General features: G+C 68.6%; 14 protein-coding genes. 11 read left to right on the top strand and 3 right to left on the bottom strand.

Translation table 11 applies throughout. The features are described from left to right. The first annotated feature begins 69 nt into the window (after positions 1–69). Positions 70–447 (top strand): DUF3040 domain-containing protein, encoded by a 378-nt coding sequence (locus tag CPH63_RS17445; RefSeq protein ID WP_157749627.1) that lies wholly within the window; start codon positions 70–72, stop codon positions 445–447. Here the strand turns inward: CPH63_RS17445 and CPH63_RS17440 are convergent. The 3 genes from CPH63_RS17440 to CPH63_RS17430 are packed head-to-tail and all read right to left on the bottom strand — an operon-like array spanning position 444 to position 5,343. Further along, positions 444–2,906, bottom strand: coding sequence for a DUF3488 and transglutaminase-like domain-containing protein (locus tag CPH63_RS17440; protein ID WP_157749626.1), 2,463 nt, complete (start codon positions 2,904–2,906; stop codon positions 444–446). The genes CPH63_RS17445 and CPH63_RS17440 overlap by 4 nt on opposite strands. After that, positions 2,903–4,258, bottom strand: coding sequence for a DUF58 domain-containing protein (locus CPH63_RS17435; RefSeq protein ID WP_096304078.1), 1,356 nt, complete (start codon positions 4,256–4,258; stop codon positions 2,903–2,905). Before CPH63_RS17435 ends, CPH63_RS17440 begins: the two co-directional genes overlap by 4 nt. A 5-nt stretch (positions 4,259–4,263) precedes the next feature. Next, positions 4,264–5,343 carry a MoxR family ATPase gene (locus CPH63_RS17430; RefSeq protein ID WP_241895717.1) on the bottom strand — a complete coding sequence of 360 codons (1,080 nt, stop codon included), beginning with the start codon at positions 5,341–5,343 and terminating at the stop codon, positions 4,264–4,266. Positions 5,344–5,674: 331 nt separating this feature from the next. Between CPH63_RS17430 and mraZ the strand changes: the two genes are divergently transcribed. The 10 genes from mraZ to CPH63_RS17380 all read left to right on the top strand — a co-directional run bounded on the left by mraZ (position 5,675) and on the right by CPH63_RS17380 (position 18,289). Then, complete coding sequence (mraZ, locus tag CPH63_RS17425; RefSeq protein ID WP_096304076.1) at positions 5,675–6,106, top strand: division/cell wall cluster transcriptional repressor MraZ; 432 nt, start codon at positions 5,675–5,677, stop codon at positions 6,104–6,106. Between the two features lie 281 nt (positions 6,107–6,387). Next, complete coding sequence (gene rsmH, locus CPH63_RS17420) at positions 6,388–7,356, top strand: 16S rRNA (cytosine(1402)-N(4))-methyltransferase RsmH (protein WP_096304075.1); 969 nt, start codon at positions 6,388–6,390, stop codon at positions 7,354–7,356. After that, the gene (locus tag CPH63_RS17415) at positions 7,353–7,766 is read left to right on the top strand and encodes a cell division protein FtsL (protein WP_157749625.1); all 414 of its coding nucleotides are present in this window, start codon (positions 7,353–7,355) and stop codon (positions 7,764–7,766) included. Before rsmH ends, CPH63_RS17415 begins: the two co-directional genes overlap by 4 nt. Continuing rightward, on the top strand, positions 7,763–9,940 hold the full coding sequence (locus CPH63_RS17410; protein ID WP_157749624.1) for a penicillin-binding protein 2: 2,178 nt from the start codon (positions 7,763–7,765) through the stop codon (positions 9,938–9,940). The genes CPH63_RS17415 and CPH63_RS17410 overlap by 4 nt, the downstream gene beginning before the upstream one ends. A 78-nt stretch (positions 9,941–10,018) precedes the next feature. Continuing rightward, positions 10,019–11,665, top strand: coding sequence for a UDP-N-acetylmuramoyl-L-alanyl-D-glutamate--2,6-diaminopimelate ligase (locus CPH63_RS17405; protein WP_206745578.1), 1,647 nt, complete (start codon positions 10,019–10,021; stop codon positions 11,663–11,665). Beyond that, positions 11,662–13,086: a UDP-N-acetylmuramoyl-tripeptide--D-alanyl-D-alanine ligase gene (gene murF, locus CPH63_RS17400; protein ID WP_096304072.1), complete on the top strand. Its 1,425-nt coding sequence runs from the start codon at positions 11,662–11,664 to the stop codon at positions 13,084–13,086. The genes CPH63_RS17405 and murF overlap by 4 nt, the downstream gene beginning before the upstream one ends. Continuing rightward, positions 13,083–14,174, top strand: coding sequence for a phospho-N-acetylmuramoyl-pentapeptide-transferase (gene mraY, locus CPH63_RS17395; protein ID WP_096304071.1), 1,092 nt, complete (start codon positions 13,083–13,085; stop codon positions 14,172–14,174). Before murF ends, mraY begins: the two co-directional genes overlap by 4 nt. Continuing rightward, positions 14,167–15,648 (top strand): UDP-N-acetylmuramoyl-L-alanine--D-glutamate ligase, encoded by a 1,482-nt coding sequence (murD, locus tag CPH63_RS17390; RefSeq protein ID WP_096304070.1) that lies wholly within the window; start codon positions 14,167–14,169, stop codon positions 15,646–15,648. The genes mraY and murD overlap by 8 nt, the downstream gene beginning before the upstream one ends. Next, the gene (gene ftsW / locus CPH63_RS17385) at positions 15,645–17,153 is read left to right on the top strand and encodes a putative lipid II flippase FtsW (protein WP_096304069.1); all 1,509 of its coding nucleotides are present in this window, start codon (positions 15,645–15,647) and stop codon (positions 17,151–17,153) included. The genes murD and ftsW overlap by 4 nt, the downstream gene beginning before the upstream one ends. Then, positions 17,150–18,289, top strand: a complete 1,140-nt coding sequence (locus CPH63_RS17380) for a glycosyltransferase (protein WP_096304068.1) — start codon at positions 17,150–17,152, stop codon at positions 18,287–18,289. Before ftsW ends, CPH63_RS17380 begins: the two co-directional genes overlap by 4 nt. Positions 18,290–18,413: the final 124 nt, after the last annotated feature.

The raw sequence follows: 18,413 nt of genomic DNA, 5'->3' as shown, positions 1-18,413 counted from the left end.
CCGTTAGATTTGCCCCTCAGAATTGCCCGTAGATCTACTTCGCATCAGCCCAAAGCTAAGGAGGGCACAGTGCCGCTCTCCGATCGTGAGCAACAACTGCTCGACCAGATCGAACAGGCGCTTTACGCCGAAGACCCCAAGTTCGCTACAACCGTGCGCAGCGCCCGCCCCAGGTCGCATGCTCGCCGATGGTTGGTGCTCTGTCTGTTCGGTGTTGTCGGTGGCCTCGCCATCGTGCTCGCCGGCTTGGCGGCCAAGCTCATCGTGCTGGGTGTTCTCGGATTTGTGCTGATAGTCGCGTCCTGCGTCTACGCCACCACGCTGCTCACCGCCCGCAACGCGGCGCCGCCGACGGCGTCGAACCAGGCGAACAGCAACACGGCTCGCAAGGACGGCGTTCGCAGTCGGATGGAAGATCGGCTCAAGCGCCGCTTCGACGAGAACTAGCCGTCAGCGCCATCTCCTCCGGAACTGCTTCGCGACCTGCTGCGGCCCCAGCCTCCGCGTAGTACCAGTCGCAGCCCGCTCCACCCGTCCGCCGGCATGAAGCGGGCCTGTAGACGTGCCGCTTTGCCGCGGTTGTCCCGCAGCGCCGACTCCACCGCCTTTAGGTCCTCCACCAGCGCCCGATCGGCACCCCTGTGCGCGCTACTGCTCGGTCGGCCGTAGCGAGCCTGCTCGACGGCATCAGACAGGGTCGTGAGCGAATTCAGTGCCTCGCCCTGAACAGCAGTGGCACCGAGCAGAGCGGTGACCTGGCGCGGTGATCTCGACGGTGACCAGACGTAGCCCAGGTCCCGTGCGGTCGCGGTGAGTTCGTCCCAGAGCGGGTCGGCGGTAGCCGCCGAAATCCTTCGCTGACGCAGCACTGCACGACGCGCGACTGGAATGAGCAGCACGATCAGCGTCACCGCAAGCAGCCCCAACACTGAGGCGCTCACGGTGCCCAGCGGACCCGACCACCATGCGCTCTGATTGGAGTTCGCGGAACTTGCATCAGTTGAGGGCTGGTTGCGGGGTTTGGTCGGTGCGACCGGAGCCGCCGTCGCCCGGGGCGAGGTACTCGGAACCGGTTGGTTGTTGGTGACCGGAGCCGGCACATAAGGCAGGCTCTGGGCCCGGGCCGCGTCCGCGCCGTTCAACGGAGTGGGGTCAAAGGCAGTCCAGCCAAATCCGGTGAAGTAGGCCTCCACCCAGGCGTGCGCATCGCTGGTGGTCACGCCGAAGTTTCCGCCGCTGTCGGCCTGGTCGTGGGTGTAGCCGATGACGACCCGGGACGGGACCCCGGCCAATCGCAGCATCACCGCCATCGCGCCCGCGTACTGCTGGCAGAAACCCTGCTTATTCGTCAGGAAGTCGAGCAGATCGTTGCCGGAGTCGCCCAGCTTTGTCGAAAGCGTGTAGGTGAAGCCGTTGGCCGGCGTCGTGAAGTAATCCGACAACGCGCGGGCCTTGGCATACGGGCCGGTCAGACCGGCCACGATTCGCGCGGTCAACTGAGCAATCTGGGGAGGGAGGGTGGTTGGAGTGTCCAGGTCTGCGGCGACATCGCTGATCGTCGGGTTGACCAGGTCTGGTGCGGCGGCCAGGTCTGCGCTGGTCGGCTGAGGAGCGCTGACGGTGACCGTATAACGCTCGCCGGAGCGCAGACCTGGACCGCCGACCACGGCGGTTCGTTCGTTCCACGTCGTGCCTCGGGCCAGACCGTGGATAGCGGACGGAGATTGCAGGGTCGGTGCGTTGCCCGAAAGCTGTTTGACGGTGATGTTGGCGTCGTACTGGACCGCATTCGCCGGCTGGTCATCCGGGATCATCGGCAGGTCGTCCTGCCGGAGACCGACGGTCGGCGAGTTGAGGCTCTGCTGCCACCGCGTCCCGGTGAAGTTGTCGAGTACCAGCTGCCGCAGGTAGTACGGGTTCGCGCCGGTGACGTGCACGGACAGCAATGGGATGGGGGTGGTGCGTTTGAGGTTCCCCTTCAGTGACACGAACGGGTCGAGCGCCGTGCCGTTGCCGCCGCTGCCATTGGTGGCCGAATCGCCGTTGTGGACCGCGTTGGCCAGCGGATTGTGCGAATTACTCGGCAGCACCGCCGCCAATACCAGTGCAGTCACGAAAGCAACGGCGCCGATTCGCATTCCGGTGGCGGCGACGACGGAGACCCGACGGGGGGAGGAGTCGGAACTATTGCGACCGGCCATCACCGGTCCCCAGCGCAGGTGCTGCTCGCGCGCCCCCTCGGAGAGCAGCAGCAGGTAGCCCGCGGCGACCACCGCGAAGGACCACCACGGGACGGGCGTGCGTGGAACTGACGCGCAGAGGGTGAGGATCAGCAGATACGGCGCGGCGAGCAGCGCACCCGCTCGGAAGACGACTGCGATGGCGTCACTGAAGACGCCGACCGCGACCATCAGGACCGTCAGGACGAAGATGGCTGCCGGGATGGACTGGTCCGGCGACACGGTATCGCGGATGTAGGTGCCGAGGTCAGCGCCGTAGCTGGAGATCGCCGCGCCCGAGCCGGGGGTCGGCAGGAGTCCACCAATCGCCTGGTCGGGCAGAAAGCGGGCGGTGACCAGCAGGGTCACCAATGCCAGGCCGGGAAGCACCTGCGCGATATGCGCCTCCCATCGCATCCGCAGTGCCGCGGCCGGAGCCAGCAGCAGCACGATCGACAGCCAGGTGAAGTAGATCCAGTTCGTATCGGTGAACAGCGCCCGCAGCGGCACCACCGCACAGCAGGTCGCCACCATCACGATCAGCGTCGCCCGCGTGTCCGGCGTGAGTGCCAGTGCGGGTGGTCCGAGCGGCGACCGGTGGGTCGGGGGGCGTCCCGTTGGTGGTCGCGCCTGCGGGGCCGTCGCCGTCGACCCTCCCGACTCGAGAGTGGCCGAAGGCCGGGTCATCGCAGGCCTCCCAGCAACTCCGGTTGCCCCAGCAACCGAGACCAGACGTTCGTGACCGACTCGCCCGGGCCGGCGATCGACACCGTCCATCCGGCCGCCCGGAGCAGGCCGCAAGCGTGCTGCAGCGCCGCCGACGGTGCCCACGAGGCAGCGGCTGCCGCCGTCTGATCGACCTCGACCGTGGCACCGCCGGAGCCGGGTCGGGCCGCAGTCGGCGGGGAATCTGCCTCGAGCTCGCCATAGCTGTCGGTGTCGATGACGATGGCGAGCGATCGGCCCCGGCCGCGGGCCTTGTCGACCATGCGCTGGGCCGTTGCCTCGTCGAGCCCGGCGAGCAGCGCGATAGTCATCGAATGATCGGCGCCCGCGGCCATCCGGTCGACCATCTCCGACGCATGCACGTCCTGACGGGGCTGCGCGAGGGCGAGGTAGGTCAATAGCTCGTCACGGGCGGCGAATCGGATGCCGCCGACGTTCTGGGGCGTATCCAAGATCGTGACTGGCCGATGTTCGGTGATGAGGTGGCTTGCGATGCTGGCGGCCGCGCTCACCAGCCACTCGAAGCTCGCCGAGACGGCCGGCTCGCCGGCCCCCGATGAAGAGATCGGGTGGGCACTGAATCGAACGTCGAGGGCGAGCATGATGTCACTCGGCGCCGGCTGCTCGTCCTGGCGCACCATCAAGGTCCCGGCGCGTGCGGTCAGACGCCAATGGATTCGGCGCAGGTCGTCGCCGTCGCGGTACTCCCGCGTCGTGTGATCGTCGACGCCGTTGCTGCCGATGTAGGCGCTGGCTACGCCGTCGCCGAATCCGGCGACCAGACTCGTCGAACCCCGCGGGAGCAGTTCCACCTTCGGGGTGACGAGCAGTGTCGAGCGCGCCGTGAACGAGCGGGTGCGGTCGATCAGACCGAATGGGTCGGTGAGCCGGATGTGCAGCGGACCCACAGCGTGCTCACCGCGAGGAAGTTCCGGTAGTCGGTAGCCGACCGTTCGGGTCTGGTGCGGACTGAGCCGGTCCAGCACGAAGCGGGCCCGGCCTCGGGCCTGACGGGGCAGTGTGTCTTCGAGCATCAGACTGCTGGTCGGCAGTGCGGAGCGACTGGTCACCGTCAGCTGTACGATCGCGCGCTCCCCGACCGCGGTCCGGTTCGGTTCCAGGCGGCGGGTGCTGGAGATGGTCAGCCGCTCACGACCGACGACGATCGCGGCCACGATAGGAATGACGGCGGCGAAGGCACCCCCACGAACCAGCTCCTGTTCGCTCAGCACCGCTCCGCAGACGACCGCGGCGACACCGGCCGCGAGCAGGCAGCGTGCTCGCTTGGTGAAACCTGGGTGCACCCGCTTCATGCCGGTTAGCCCACCTGGTAGTCAGGCGCGCCCGCGGTTTGGCTGCGGGCTGCGGGCAGGGCACCGACGCCACCGGTGTTCACCGGGTTGACCGAGTTGACCGAGTTGACTTGGGTCGGTATCGGAACCGCGTTCAGCAGCGTGCTGAGCAGAGTCGAGGTGGTGACCCCGGCCGCGGCGCCGCTCGAGCTGAGCAGGATTCGGTGCGCGAGCACCGGAATGGTCATCGCCTGTAGGTCATCGGGAAGCACATGTCCCCGCCCCCGTACGGCGGCCCGGGCCTTCGCGGCACGCAGGAGTTGCAGCGAGGCCCGGGGAGAGGCGCCGAGCTTCACGTGCGGAGACCGCCGGGTGGCCACTGCGATATCCACGGCGTAGGCCTTCAGTGAATCGGCGACGAAGATGTCGCGGGTCGCCCGGATGAGGCGGCGCATCGTCTCGGCGTCGCAGACCGGACCGAGATCGGCCATCGGGTCGGCGGCGGCGTGTTCGGAGAGCATTGCGATCTCGGCGTTGTGGGTTGGGTACCCCATCGACACACGCAGCATGAATCGATCCCGCTGAGCCTCGGGCAGTGGGTAGGTGCCCTCCATATCGATCGGGTTCTGCGTCGCGACGACGAAGAACGGTGCTTCGAGGGTGAACGTCCGACCGTCGACGGTGACCTGTCGTTCCTCCATGCATTCGAGGAGCGCGGACTGCGTCTTGGGGGAGGCGCGATTGATCTCGTCGCCGATGACGACGTTGGCGAAGACCGGCCCGGGCTTGAAGTCGAAGTCGCTGGTGAGGCTGTTGAAGACACTTACTCCGGTCAGGTCGCTCGGCATCAGATCGGGCGTGAACTGCACTCGGCGCACCGTGCAGTCGATCGAGCGGGCGATCGCCTTCGCGAAGGTGGTCTTTCCGACGCCCGGAATGTCCTCGATCAGCAGGTGTCCCTCGGCGAGCAGCGCGATCAAGCCGAGCTCGATCGCCTCTGGCTTCCCCTCAATGACCCGAGCGATGTTGGCGGCGATGGCGGCGGCGGTCGCCTGTACATCGACAGGGGCCGGCGAACCGTCGAAGCCGTTGATTGCCACGCTCACCGGCGTTGCCTCGCATTCATGTAGTCGTCCGTCTGGGGCGTGAGTCTGGGCGCGCGCAACTGACACTTGCATCGAGTATGCCGCTTTCGCACTGTAGTGCCACCAGGCCAATTGCGCCCGAGCTGCGGGCGAGCGGAGGGCGGCGGCGACACGCGGGGCGCGTTCACGAGCATCGTTCGCGGAGGGCAGGAAGCGCCAACGGCTGCCACTACGTGGGGGATGGGCCGCCGAATCGACCGTGTCTCTGAGTTGACGGTGGTGAATGGTGGGGTACGGTGGGGGAGAGTGGGGATCAGGTGGCTTCCGAATAGAAGGGCGCGGGTGAATTGTCTTGTTTCTCGGCACGCACACGCCGCGTCTGGACGACAAGGGCCGCCTTGCCTTGCCGGCGAAGTTCCGCTCCGAACTGGACAGTGGCCTCGTGATCACAAAGGGGCAGGAGCGCTGCCTCTTCGTCTTCGGTATCGGGGAGTTCGGGCGTCTCACCGACCTGCTGCGAACCGCGCCGATGACCGACCGTCGCGCGCGTGACTACAGCCGGGTCTTCTTTGCCAGCGCCTCCAACGAGGTGCCGGACGCGCAGGGCCGGATCACCATCCCCCAGGCGCTGCGGACCTACGCCGGGCTCACCAAGGACTGCGTCGTGATCGGCGCCAACACCCGGGTCGAGATCTGGGACGCGGTCGCCTGGCAGAGCTACCTCGACAGCACTGAACAGGCCTTCGCCGAGGCTGAGGAGGAGGTGCTGCCCGGACTCTTCTGAGATTCCCCACCTTCCCCCCACCTTCCCCCGCACCTTGCCCCAGCCTTCAATCCTTTCCGCCGCAACTCCGCCCCATCACCACAAGTTTCCTCCCAAATCCACCCCCAGACCGCAGTGCGTCACCGAATTGCCGTTTGCTCAGGCCTCCTCCCGTCCCCGACGACCTCGGCCCTGACACCACTTCCCCGGTGCCAGGGCAGCCACGGGACGGGCGGGGACCTGAGCGCACGACATCGCAGCAAGCAGCACAGCGACGGCCTGAGCAGCAGAACGGAGCAAGCATGAGCGGCCCTACCAGCCCGCCACCGGCGGTCCACGTGCCGGTCATGCTCGATCGTGTGCTGGCGCTGCTGGCACCAGCGCTGGCTGACCGCCCAGCCGTCGTCGTCGATGCCACTCTGGGCCTCGGTGGTCACGCCGAAGCCCTGCTTGCCGCACATCCGCAGTTGACGCTGGTCGGCCTGGACCGCGATCTGGATGCACTCTCACGCAGCGCGCAGCGGCTGTCGCCCTTCATCGGCCGCACCCATCTCGTGCACGCGGTCTATGACCAGATGCCCTCAGTGCTGGCCGAACTGGGCTTCGAGCACGTCGACGGTGTTCTCTTCGACCTCGGAGTCTCGTCGATGCAGCTCGACCAGGCGCAGCGTGGCTTCGCCTACGCCCAGGACGCGCCGCTGGATATGCGCATGGACCAGAGTCAGGGGCTCACGGCGGCCGAGGTGCTGAATACGTACCCGGTCTCGGACCTGGCCCGCATCCTGCGCGAGTACGGCGAAGAGCGGTTCGCGCTACGGGTCGCCCAGGCGATCGGCCGGGAGCGCAGGGTCGCCCCGCTTGACTCCACCGCTCGGTTGGCCGAGCTGGTGCGGGACGCGATCCCGGCGGCTACCCGGCGAACCGGCGGGCATCCGGCCAAGCGAACCTTCCAGGCGCTGCGTATCGAGGTGAACTCGGAGTTGGAGGCCGTCGAAGGCGCTATCCCGGCCGCCACCGCGGCCCTGCGCGTCGGCGGCCGAATCGTGGTGCTCTCCTACCAGTCGCTGGAGGACCGCATCGTCAAACAGCACTTCGCCGCGTTGGCTCGGGACACGACTCCGGTCGACCTGCCGGTCACGCTGGCCCAGAGCGGCCCGCAGCTACGATTGCTGACCCGGGGGGAGACGGCCACCGAGGCTGAGATCGAGGAGAACTCCCGGGCGGCATCGGTGCGGCTCAGGGCCGCCGAGCGAGTTCGGCTCTCCGCATGATGAGCGCGTCAACCCCGGCCGCCGGTGCCGCGACTCCCCGTCGGCTGCCATTCGTCCTGCTGATCATGGGTCTGGTGCTCGGAGGCCTATGCGCCCTGCTCGCGTTGAACACTGCGGCCGCGGCCGATGAGCTGCGCCGGCACGAGCTGGCGGCGACCAATCAGGATCTGGTCGGCCAGGTCCAGCAGCTCAGCGCGCAGGTCGCGGCCGCGCAGGCCCCGGGTGCGCTGGCCACCGCGGCGACCAAGCTGGGTATGGTGCCGGCCGGCAATCCCGCGTTCCTGGTCGTCGCCCCGAACGGCAAGGTCTCGCTGCGGGGTACTCCGGTGGCCGCGGTCGCCGCGCCGACGCCGACACCGACACCGACGCCCGCCCCCACGACGGTCCCGATCGACGGAGCCCCCCGATGAATCGGCCGCCGACCGATGCGCCGGCGCGCCCCACCCAGACCCGCGCCCAGGCCCCCCGTACCCAGGCCCCCCGTACCCAGCCCCCCCGTACCCAGGCCCCCCGTACCCAGGCCCCCCGTACCCAGGCCCCCCGTACCCAGGCCCCCCGTACCCAGGCCCCCCGTACCCAGGCCCCCCGGACCGGGCAGCAGCGCCCCGCGCCCCGGACGGCCCAGCCCCGGACGGCCCAGACTCGGGCAACACAGCCCCGGACGGCACAGCAGCGCCAGGTGCAGGGACACCCGGTCCCGGGGCGGCCGTCAGGGCAGCGTCCGGCTCAGCCCCGCCGACCAGCTCAGCCCCGCCGACCGGCGCCGGCCCGTCCGCCGAAGCCACCGAAGCCACCGCGCGAGTTGAAACTTGGACGCTCCGAACGACGGCTGCACTGGGGATTCGCCGCGGTCTGCGTGCTGCTACTGGTCATCGGTGCCCGCCTCGTGCAGGTGCAGGGTCTCGACCACGGCGGCTACGCGACGGCGGCCAACGCCGAGCGAACGGCGACGATCGAGTTGCATGCGCTGCGCGGCGAGATCCTGGACCGCAACGGAACGCCGATGGCGTACACCACCGACGCCCAGGACATCACCGCCGATCCGGAGCAGATCTCGGCCGCCGAACGCGGCGCCTACGCCACCGCGCTGGCACCGCTGGTCGGTGTCCCGGCCGCAACGATCGAGAAGGCGCTGGCCGTGAAGAGCCAGTACGCACTGCTGGCCCAGGCGGTGAGCCTGGTCGCGGCGAACAAGATCGAGGCCCTCACCATCAACGATGAGCCGCTGCACGGGATCTACACGCAGGCCACCACGCAACGGCAGTATCCGGGGCAGACGACCGGGGCGAACGTCGTGGGGCTGGTGCACTCCGACGGCACCGGGGCCGCCGGCATCGAGGCTCAGTTCAACTCGCTGCTGGCCGGACATGACGGTTCGCTCACCTACTCGGTTGACGGCAAGGGGCAGATGAACCCCAGCGGCCCGGACGACCGCAAGAACGCCGTCAACGGCGCCAACGTGCAGCTCACCCTCGATCAGGATCTACAGTTCACAACCCAGCGCTACGCTGACTCGGCCAAGTCCGCCTCCGGAGCCCGTGGCGTCCAGGTGGCGATCCTGACCAAGACCGGCCAGGTGCTGGCGCTGGCCGGCAACGGCACTTTCAACTCAGCCGACCCGAGCACCATCACCTCGAGCACCGCGCTCAACGCCCCGATCCAGAGCGTCTTCGAGCCGGGCTCGGTGAACAAGGTCGTCACCTTCTCGGCAGCTCTGGAGAAGGGCCTCATCACCCCCTCGTCGGTCTTCGACGTCCCTGGTCGAATCACCACCGGTGGGGTCACCGTCAACGACGCGTGGGGCCACCCCACCCAGCCCTTCACCGCGACCGGCATCCTGGCCGAGTCCTCGAATGTCGGCACGCTACAGATCGCGCAGAAGCTCGGTCCCCAGACCTGGGACGAGTACGAGCAGAAGTTCGGCATCGGCCAGACCACCGGCATCGAATTGCCGGGCGAGAGCGCCGGGATCCTGCCGCCGATGGACACCTGGTCGGACTCCTCCTTCGCCAACCTGCCGATCGGGCAGGGAATCGCCATGACGGTCCTGCAGTTGGCCTCGATGTATCAGACGATCGCCAACAACGGGGTGCGCATCCCGCCGCGCATTACCCAGTCGGTGACCGAGGCCAACGGTGGCGTCACTGTCACACCGCAGCCGGCTGGAGTGCGCGTCGTCTCGCCCGGCACCGCGCAGACCGTCCGCACCATGCTGGAGTCGGTGACCCTGGCCGGCGGCACCGGTAAGAAGGCGGCGATCGCGGGGTACCGGGTGGCCGGCAAGACCGGCACGGCCCAGCAGCCTGATCCGGCGCACGGCGGCCGTTACAGCAGCACGCTGAACTGGGACACCTTCGCCGGCATGGTTCCGGCTGACAATCCGCAGTTCGTGGTTGCGATCATGGTCGACGCTCCGGCCCACGGGCTCGAAGGCGGCGACGTCGCCGCTCCGCTTTTCCACGAGATCGCGACCTACGAGGTGCAGCACGCACAGATCGCCCCGACCGGGTCGACGTCGAAGCATGTACCGCTGTTCACCTGCAGCGACACGATCCGGATCTTCTACGGCAACGGCGTGTGCTGAGTGTGAGCCTGTGCGGGAGTCGTCCCCGGCCGCACCTTGTGCACGGACGCGCTGCCCGCGACGGTAAGTTCTACTGACGTGGCAGCCGCATCGAAGTCCGAGCCGAGGCCACGCCCGGCAACCGTCACGCACACGTCGCTGGGCCTGATCGCCCAGGTCTGCGAAGGCGAAATCGTCACCTTCGCCATCGATTCCGCTGCTACAGATTCCGCTGCTATAGATACGGCTCCCCTCGATTCGCAGACGGCCCCGTCTCGCCGCGACGGTGCGCAGGTCGCCCAGATCGAAGTCACCGGGATCACCGCAAGCAGCTCGCAGGTTCTTCCCGGCGACCTCTTCGCCGCGCTCCCCGGCGCCTCCGGGCACGGGGCCCGCTTCGCGGCCGAGGCGATCTCGCGCGGCGCGGTCGCGATCCTCACCGACGCCGCCGGCGCACAACTGCTGGCCGAACTGGTGGACAAGGTGGTGGACGACACCCCGACCGATGTCGTGATCACCGGCATCGTGGTCGACGACGTCCGGGCTCGACTGGGGTCGGTCTCCTCGCAGGTCTACGGCTTCCCGAGTGTCGCGTTGCAGATGATCGGCGTCACCGGCACGAGCGGGAAGACGACCACGACCTTCTTCGTGCGAGCCGGCCTGCAGGCCGCGGGAATCGGCTGCGGTCTCATCGGCACGGTGGCGACGATGATCGGCGACGAGTCGGTGCACACCGGGTTCACCACCCCGGAGGCCCCCGATCTTCAGGCACTACTGGCCCGCATGATCGAACGCGGCGCGCAGAGCGTCGCGATGGAGGTCTCCAGCCATGCGCTGGCCCTGGGCCGGGCCGACGGAATCGACTTCGCCGTGAGCGCCTTCACCAACCTCTCGCACGATCACTTGGAGTTTCACCCGACGATGGAGGACTACTTCCAGACCAAGGCCCGCCTCTTCGACTGGCGCACGCTGGTGCCGATCGTGATGGTCGACGACGAGTGGGGAGTGCGGCTGGCCGAGCAGCTTGCCGGAAGGGCCGTTACGGTCAGCACCCGCGACGATGTCCCCGCGACCTGGACGGCGCGCGACATCACCGTCGACGGTAGTGGCCGCACGTCCTTCCGGGTCAGCGGGCCGGGGCAGCAGGGGCAGGGTGGCTGTCAGGTGCCCGGGCGCTACAACGTGGCGAATGCCGTGCTGGCATTGGCGATTCTGCACTATGCCGGTGTCTCCCTGGAGGTTGCTGCGCCGGCGGTGGCGGCGGCATCGGTGCCGGGGCGGATGGAGCGCATCGACAGCGGACAACCGTTTCTGGTCGTCGTCGACTACAGCCATAAGCCGGCGGCGGTGCAGGGGGCGTTGGCCGCGCTGCGCCCGCTCACTCAGGGTCGGCTGATCATCGTGCTCGGCTGCGGTGGTGACCGCGATCGGCAGAAGCGTCCGCTCATGGGAGCCGTCGCCGCTCGGGACAGCGACATCCTCATCGTCACCGACGACAACCCACGATCGGAGAACCCGGCCACTATTCGCGCGGCCATGCTGGCCGGTGTCGATCCCTATGCCCACCCGGCCGAGGTGATCGAGATCGGCGATCGGGCCGCGGCGATTGCCCACGCCATCGGATTGGCCGAGCCCGGAGACACCGTGCTGATCGCCGGCAAGGGCCACGAGGCCGGGCAGGAGATCAACGGCGAGATTCACCCATTCGATGACCGGGACGTCGCCCGCGCGGTGCTCGCCTCGTGATCGCGATGACGCTGGGTGAGGTCGCCCAGATCGTCGGCGGGACCCTCAATGCCGATGCCGACCCGACCGCGCTGGTGACCGCCGGTGTGGAGTACGACTCGCGGAAGGTCGGCGAGGGGTCGCTCTTCCTTGCCATCGCCGGGGAGCACGTCGACGGCCATGACTTCGTCGGCGCCGCACACGCGCGGGGCGCCGTGGCCGCGCTCGTCACCCACGATGTCGACGGCCCGGCCATCGTCATCGACGATCCGCAGGCGGCGATCGCGGCACTGGCCATGGCGGTGGCGCGCCGGCTGAACGCGATCACGATCGCCATCACCGGCTCGAGTGGCAAGACCTCGTCCAAGGACTTGCTGGCCCAGGTGCTGCAGGTACGGGGCACCACGGTGGCACCGGCCGGGAACTTCAACAACGAACTGGGGCATCCGTACACCGTGCTTCAGGCCGGGGAGACCACTGAGTTTCTGGTGTTGGAGACCGGCGCCCGCGGGATCGGCCATATTCGCTACCTCACCGAGATCGCCCCGCCCCGGATCGGCGTCGTGATGAACGTCGGCTCGGCCCACATCGGTGAGTTCGGCTCACGGGAGGCGATCGCCCAGGCGAAGGGGGAACTCGTCGAATCGTTGCCGGCGGCCGTCGACGGGGGAGTCGCCGTGCTCAATCTCGACGATCCGGCGGTCTCGGCGATGGCCGCCCGCACCAAAGCTAGGATTGTTAGCTTCGGTGAGTCGGCCGGCGCTGATGTCCGCGCCGTCGAGATCGTGCTCGACGACTTCGGCCGGGCCGGGTTCACCATCGTCGCGGGACCGCACGAGGCCCGTGTGCAGCTGCGCCTCATCGGTGAGCACCACGTCAGCAACGCGCTCGCCGCCGCGGCGGTGGCGCTGCAGTGCGGTCTGGACATTCATGAGATCGCCGCCGCCTTGAGTTCGGCGACGGCCCGATCGCGTTGGCGCATGGAGCTCACCGAGCGGGCCGACGGTGTGGTCATCATCAACGATGCCTACAACGCCAACCCCGAATCCATGCGGGCCGCGCTGAAGGCGCTGGCCTACGTCGGACGGGCCCGGGCGGCCAGCACCTGGGCGGTGCTGGGGCCGATGGGCGAGCTGGGCGAGGATTCGCAGGCCGAGCACGACGCCCTCGGACGGCTGGCGGTCCGGCTGGACATCTCCCATCTACTAGCGGTCGGCGAGCTGGCTAAGCCCATCGCGCACGGCGGGTCGTTGGAGGGTTCCTGGAACGGCGAGTCCGGTTGGGTAGCGGACGTCGACGCGGCGGTCGCCGAACTGCGGGCTCGGATCCGTCCGGGTGACATTCTGCTGGTCAAGGCGTCCCGCTCGGCGGGCCTCGAACGGATCGCGGTCGCCTTGGGCGAGGATGTCTCGGATGGGCGAGCGGAGGGCGTAGAGCTGTGAGGACTGTTCTGGCCGCTGCGGTGGCCTCATTGCTCTGCTCCATTCTCTGCACGCCGCTGGTGGTGGCGTACTTCCGGCGGCACGGATTCGGCCAGGAGATTCGCGACGACGGCCCGCAGAGCCACCTGGTCAAGCGTGGAACGCCGACCATGGGTGGGGTCGTCATCGTCGGCGCCACCGCCTTCGGCTATATCTGCGCGCACCTGGTTTCGATCCTGCGCAGTGGTGCCGGCCCGACGGCCTCCGGGCTGCTGCTGCTCTACATCTTCGTCGGCATGGGCCTGGTCGGGTTTCTCGACGACCTCATCAAGCTCCGTCGCCAGCGCAACCTCGGCCTGCGAGCCCGGGCCAAGTTCGGCGGTCAGTTCTTCGTCGGCGTGACCTTCGCCGGTATGGCCCTGCTCTTCAAGAACCACCTCGGTCTCGCCCCGGCCTCGACCTACCTCTCCTTTGTCCGGGATATCCCGGAGATCGGGCTCGGCGTGGTCGGGTTCATCGTCGTCGCCTACATCATCGTGTCGGCGACCTCCAACGCGGTGAATCTCACCGATGGTCTCGACGGCCTGGCCGCCGGTGCGTCGGCCATGGTCTTCGGCGCCTACACGCTGATCGCCTTCATTCAGGCTCGAAACCCCTGCGCGCCGACCTTCCACGGTGGCTGCTACGAAGTTCGCGACGCCCGGGATCTCGCCATCGTCGCCGCCGCAGCGGTCGGTGCCTGCTTCGGTTTCCTGTGGTGGAACGCCTCCCCGGCGCAGATTTTCATGGGTGATACCGGGTCGATGGCGCTCGGAGGTCTGATGGCCGGGTTCGCGATCCTCAGCCGTACGGAGCTGCTGCTGATCGTGCTCGGTGGCCTCTTCGTCATGGTTACCCTCTCCGGGATCATCCAGACCGGCTGGTTCAAGTTCACCCGGATACGGACCGGAACCGGCCGGCGGGTCTTCAAAATGGCTCCCATCCACCATCACTTCGAGCTCGCCGGGTGGGACGAGGTCACCATCATCGTTCGTTTCTGGATCCTCTCCGGAGTCTCGGTGGCGTTCGGGATGGGGTTGTTCTATGCCGAGTTCTCCGGCCATGGATGATCCGACTGCGCCGGCCGTAACGCCGCTGCAGCTTCACGGCCGCACCGTGCTCGTCTGTGGCGCTCGCTTTGCCGGAGCCAGTGCGGCCCGCGTGCTGCTCAGCCGCGGAGCCCGGGTACTACTCACCGACGACGCCCGTCCGGCCGGCGTCGATGAGCTCGTCGCCGCCGGTGCAGAGTTTCTGGGTGCGGTCGACGTGGTCCCGGACGGGGTGTCGCTGGTCGTCACCTCACCGGGCTTCCGGCCGAGTAGCCCGGTGCTCGTGCACGCGGCCCAGACGCAGATCGAGGTGCTCGGCGAGGTTGAGTTCGCCTGGCGACTGCGCGGGCCCAATGCCGCGACGTGGCTCGCGATCACCGGCACAAATGGGAAGACGACCACCGTCCGCATGCTCGAGTCGATCCTGCGCGCGGCCGGCCTGCGGGCACTGGCGGTCGGTAACGTCGGGGTCTCGATCATCGACGCCGTCACCAGTGATCAGCACTTGGATGTGCTGGCCGTGGAACTCTCCAGTTATCAGTTGCACTGGTCCTCCACGCTGCGTCCGGCGGCGGCGGCCGTGCTCAACCTGGCCCCAGACCATCTTGACTGGCACATCACGATGGATGAGTACTCCGAGGCCAAGGCCAAGATCTGGAACACCCCGATCGCCATCGGCAATGCCGACGATCCGCTGGTGAGCCGGTTGCTCGACGCGAAACTGCTGCGTCGCCCGGCGACCAGGGGCGTCACGGTCACGCTCGCCGAGCCCGCTCTCGGGCAGCTGGGAGTGCGAGGCGGGGTGCTCGTCGACCGGGCCTTCACCGATGGCCCCGGCTCGGGTATCGGCGGTGGCTCCGGCTCCGGCATCGACCTGATCGCGGCCGACGAGATCCGTCCGGTCGGTGCGCACAACGTGGCCAACGCCCTGGCCGCCGCCGCCCTGGCCCGCGCCTACGGTGTGACGAGCGAGGCGGTCGCCGAAGGTCTGCGCAGCTTCGTCCCCGACCCGCACCGCAACCAGCTGGTGGGGACCCGCGGCGGCGTGCGGTACGTCGACGACAGCAAGGCGACCAACCCGCACGCGGCTGCGGCTTCGCTGGCCGCGTACGAAAGAGTGGTCTGGATCGCCGGCGGCCAGTTGAAGGATGCGCCGGTAGATGAGTTGGTGGCCGAATTCGCTCCGCGACTGCGGGCGGTGGTGCTGCTCGGGGCCGACCGCGCTGTGATCGCCGCCGCGTTGTTGCGACACGCACCGGATGTGCCGGTCTTCACGGTGGCCAGCACCGACGATGGAGCGATGATCGAGGTGGTGCGGGCCGCGACGGCGGCGGCGAAGGCGGGTGACACAGTGCTGCTCGCGCCGGCCGCAGCCTCTTACGACATGTTCACCGGCTACCCGGCCCGCGGTGCGGCCTTCGTCGCCGCGGTGCTCGACGAGGGTCGGCTCGACCCCGGATCGGGCTCGGCGGCCGCACCCGTCAGTGCCTCATGAGCGCGCAGGTACCGCCAGCCCGCCGGGAGCGCGTCCGCGCCCGCGACGGTCTGCGCAGCGCCGCCGCTCAGGGACAGCGCTACTTGGAGCGTCCCTTCGCCTCCCTGCAGTTGATCATTCTGGCCGGCGGGGGACTGCTGGCCTTCGGCATCATGATGGCCGCCTCGACGACGATCTCGGCCGGTAGCGAGATCAACAGCGGGATCTGGAGCCAGCTGGTCAAAGAGGTGCTCTTCGTCGCCATCGGTCTGCCGATCTTCTACGTCGCCGCACGGATGCCGCCCCGCTCGTACCGCATGATCGTCTATCCGGCGCTGCTCATCGCCTTTCTGGCGCTGACCGCGGTGCTGATTCCGGGTGTCGGTGTTCTCAACTACAACGCCCGCCGCTGGATCGACCTCGGACCGCTGCCGTTTCAGCCGTCGGAGTTCGCGAAGCTCGCCATTCTGCTCTGGGGGGCCGACCTGCTGGTGCGCAAGCAGCAGCGGGGGACCTTGACCCGGGCCCGGCACGTCTTCGTCCCGTTGGTGCCGGTCTTCGTGCTCGTCTGTGGGCTGGTCATGCTCGAACCAGACCTCGGAACGACCCTATGTCTGCTGATGATTCTCATCGGACTGCTGTGGACGCTGGGCCTGCCACTGCGCTACTTCGCCGGCCTGCTGCTGCTCGTTGCCGGGGCCGTCTCCCTACTCGCGGTGAGTGCGAGCTACCGGTTGCAGCGACTGCTCACCTTCACCGACCCGTTCAAAGACAAGCAGGGCAGCGGCTACCACACCGTGCAGGGTCTCTATGCGCTCGCGTCTGGTGGGTTCTACGGGGTCGGCCTCGGTAACGGGACGTCCAAGTACACCTGGGTCCCGAACGCGAACACCGACTACGTCTTCTCCGTCATCGGTGAGGAACTCGGCCTCATCGGGACCGTGGTGGTGCTGCTCCTCTTCGGTCTCTTCGCCTACACCGGCATGCGGATCTCGCGACGCAGCGCCGACCCCTTCGCCCGGCTGGTGGCCGGTGCCGCCACGATCTGGATCTGTGGCCAGGCCCTGATCAACATCGGTTACGTGACCGGTCTGCTTCCGGTCACCGGCATCCCGCTTCCGTTCATCTCGGCCGGCGGCACCTCGCTGCTGGCCACCTTCGTGGTCTTCGGGATGCTGGTGTCGTTTGCCCGCCACGAGCCGGAGGCGGTGGCGGCCGCCCAGGCTCGAACTGCCAGCGGGCAGCGCAGTCGCATCGAGCGGTGGCTGCGCATCACCGCGGCCAAGCCCTATCTGGCGCCCGCGCGAGGACGGCGGCCGGCGACGTCGCCAGCCGAAGCGCAGCGGCCGCCAAAGCCCGCAGCGAGACCGGCAGCCAAACCGCCGGTCAAGCCCGCAGCCAAATCCACGGCCCGCCCGGCGGCGCGTCCGCCCCGCACACCGAACCTTGCCGCCACCGGCACCGACGGCCGGCCCCGGAGGTCGGCGTCAGACCCGAACCGGCGATCGGACTCCCGTCGCACATGACGAACTCAGCCAATCCGAGCATCGTGGTCGCCGGAGGTCACTCCGCCGGGCATATAGAACCGGCTATGGCGGTGGCCGACGCCGTCCGCCGTTTGAATCCGGCGGCGGTCATCACCGCGCTGGGTACAGTGCGCGGCCTGGACACCCGCCTCATCCCAGCCCGGGGGTACCCGCTGGAGTTGATTCCTCCCGTCCCGCTGCCCCGCAAGCTCAACCGGGACCTGCTGGCTACCCCGGGGCGGGTGCGCAACGCGGTGAAGGCGACCACCGAGATTCTGCGCCGGGTCGACGCCGACGTGGTCGTCGGATTCGGCGGTTACATCGCGATGCCGGCCTACCTGGCCGCGCGCCGACTTGGCATCCCCATCGTGATTCACGAGGCAAACGCCCGCCCCGGTGTGGCCAACAAGGTCGGGGCCCGGCTGACCCGGCACGTCTTCACCGCCTCGACCGGGGTCCGCCTCCCGCACGCCACAGCGATCGGCATTCCGCTGCGTCCGCAGATCAGTCACCTCGATCGGGCGGCATTGCGGGACGAGGCCCGCCGGCGATTCGGACTGCGACCGGACCTCATCACCTTGATGGTCACCGGTGGCTCGCAGGGCGCGCAGGCGATCAACGCCGCCGTCGCCGGAGCGCGCACGGCACTCGCCAGCGCTGACGTGCAGGTGCTGCACATCGTCGGCCCGCGCAACGATGCCGGCCAACCTGCCGATGAGGGGATGGAGCAGACCGCAGCCCCCTACGTCGCGGTGAAGTTCGTCGAAGAGATGCAGTACGCGTATGCCGCGGCTGACTTCGTGCTCTGCCGCTCCGGTGCGATGACGGTGGCCGAGTTGAGTGCGGTCGGTCTCCCGGCGGCTTACGTGCCGTTCCCGTTGCGCGGCGGGGAGCAGGGTCGCAACGCCGAACCGGTGGTCGCAGCCGGCGGTGGCATTCTCGTCGACAACGCCGATCTCACCGCGCAGTGGATCATCGACGAGGTGGTCCCACGGCTGGTCGATCCCGCTCGCCTGGCCCGGCTCACCGCCGCCGCGGCCGGTGCCGGCGTCCGGGACGCCGATGAGGTCCTCGCCCGGGCCGTCCTCGAACTCGCCGAATCTGACCCCGCCACCCAGCCGAATGCAGGAGAATGACACCGTGACCCGCCCGACGCAAGACGCCTCCGCTGAACGGCCGGAGGACTGGGCCGCGCCCGGTGCCGCCCTGGTGCGCAGCGCCGCCACCGACGAGATCCCGGCGCTGGCCGACCTCGGCCGG

The organism is Jatrophihabitans sp. GAS493 (assembly GCF_900230215.1).
Taxonomy (GTDB): Bacteria; Actinomycetota; Actinomycetes; order Mycobacteriales; family Jatrophihabitantaceae; genus MT45.
This window is presented reverse-complemented; position numbering and strand designations above follow the sequence as displayed.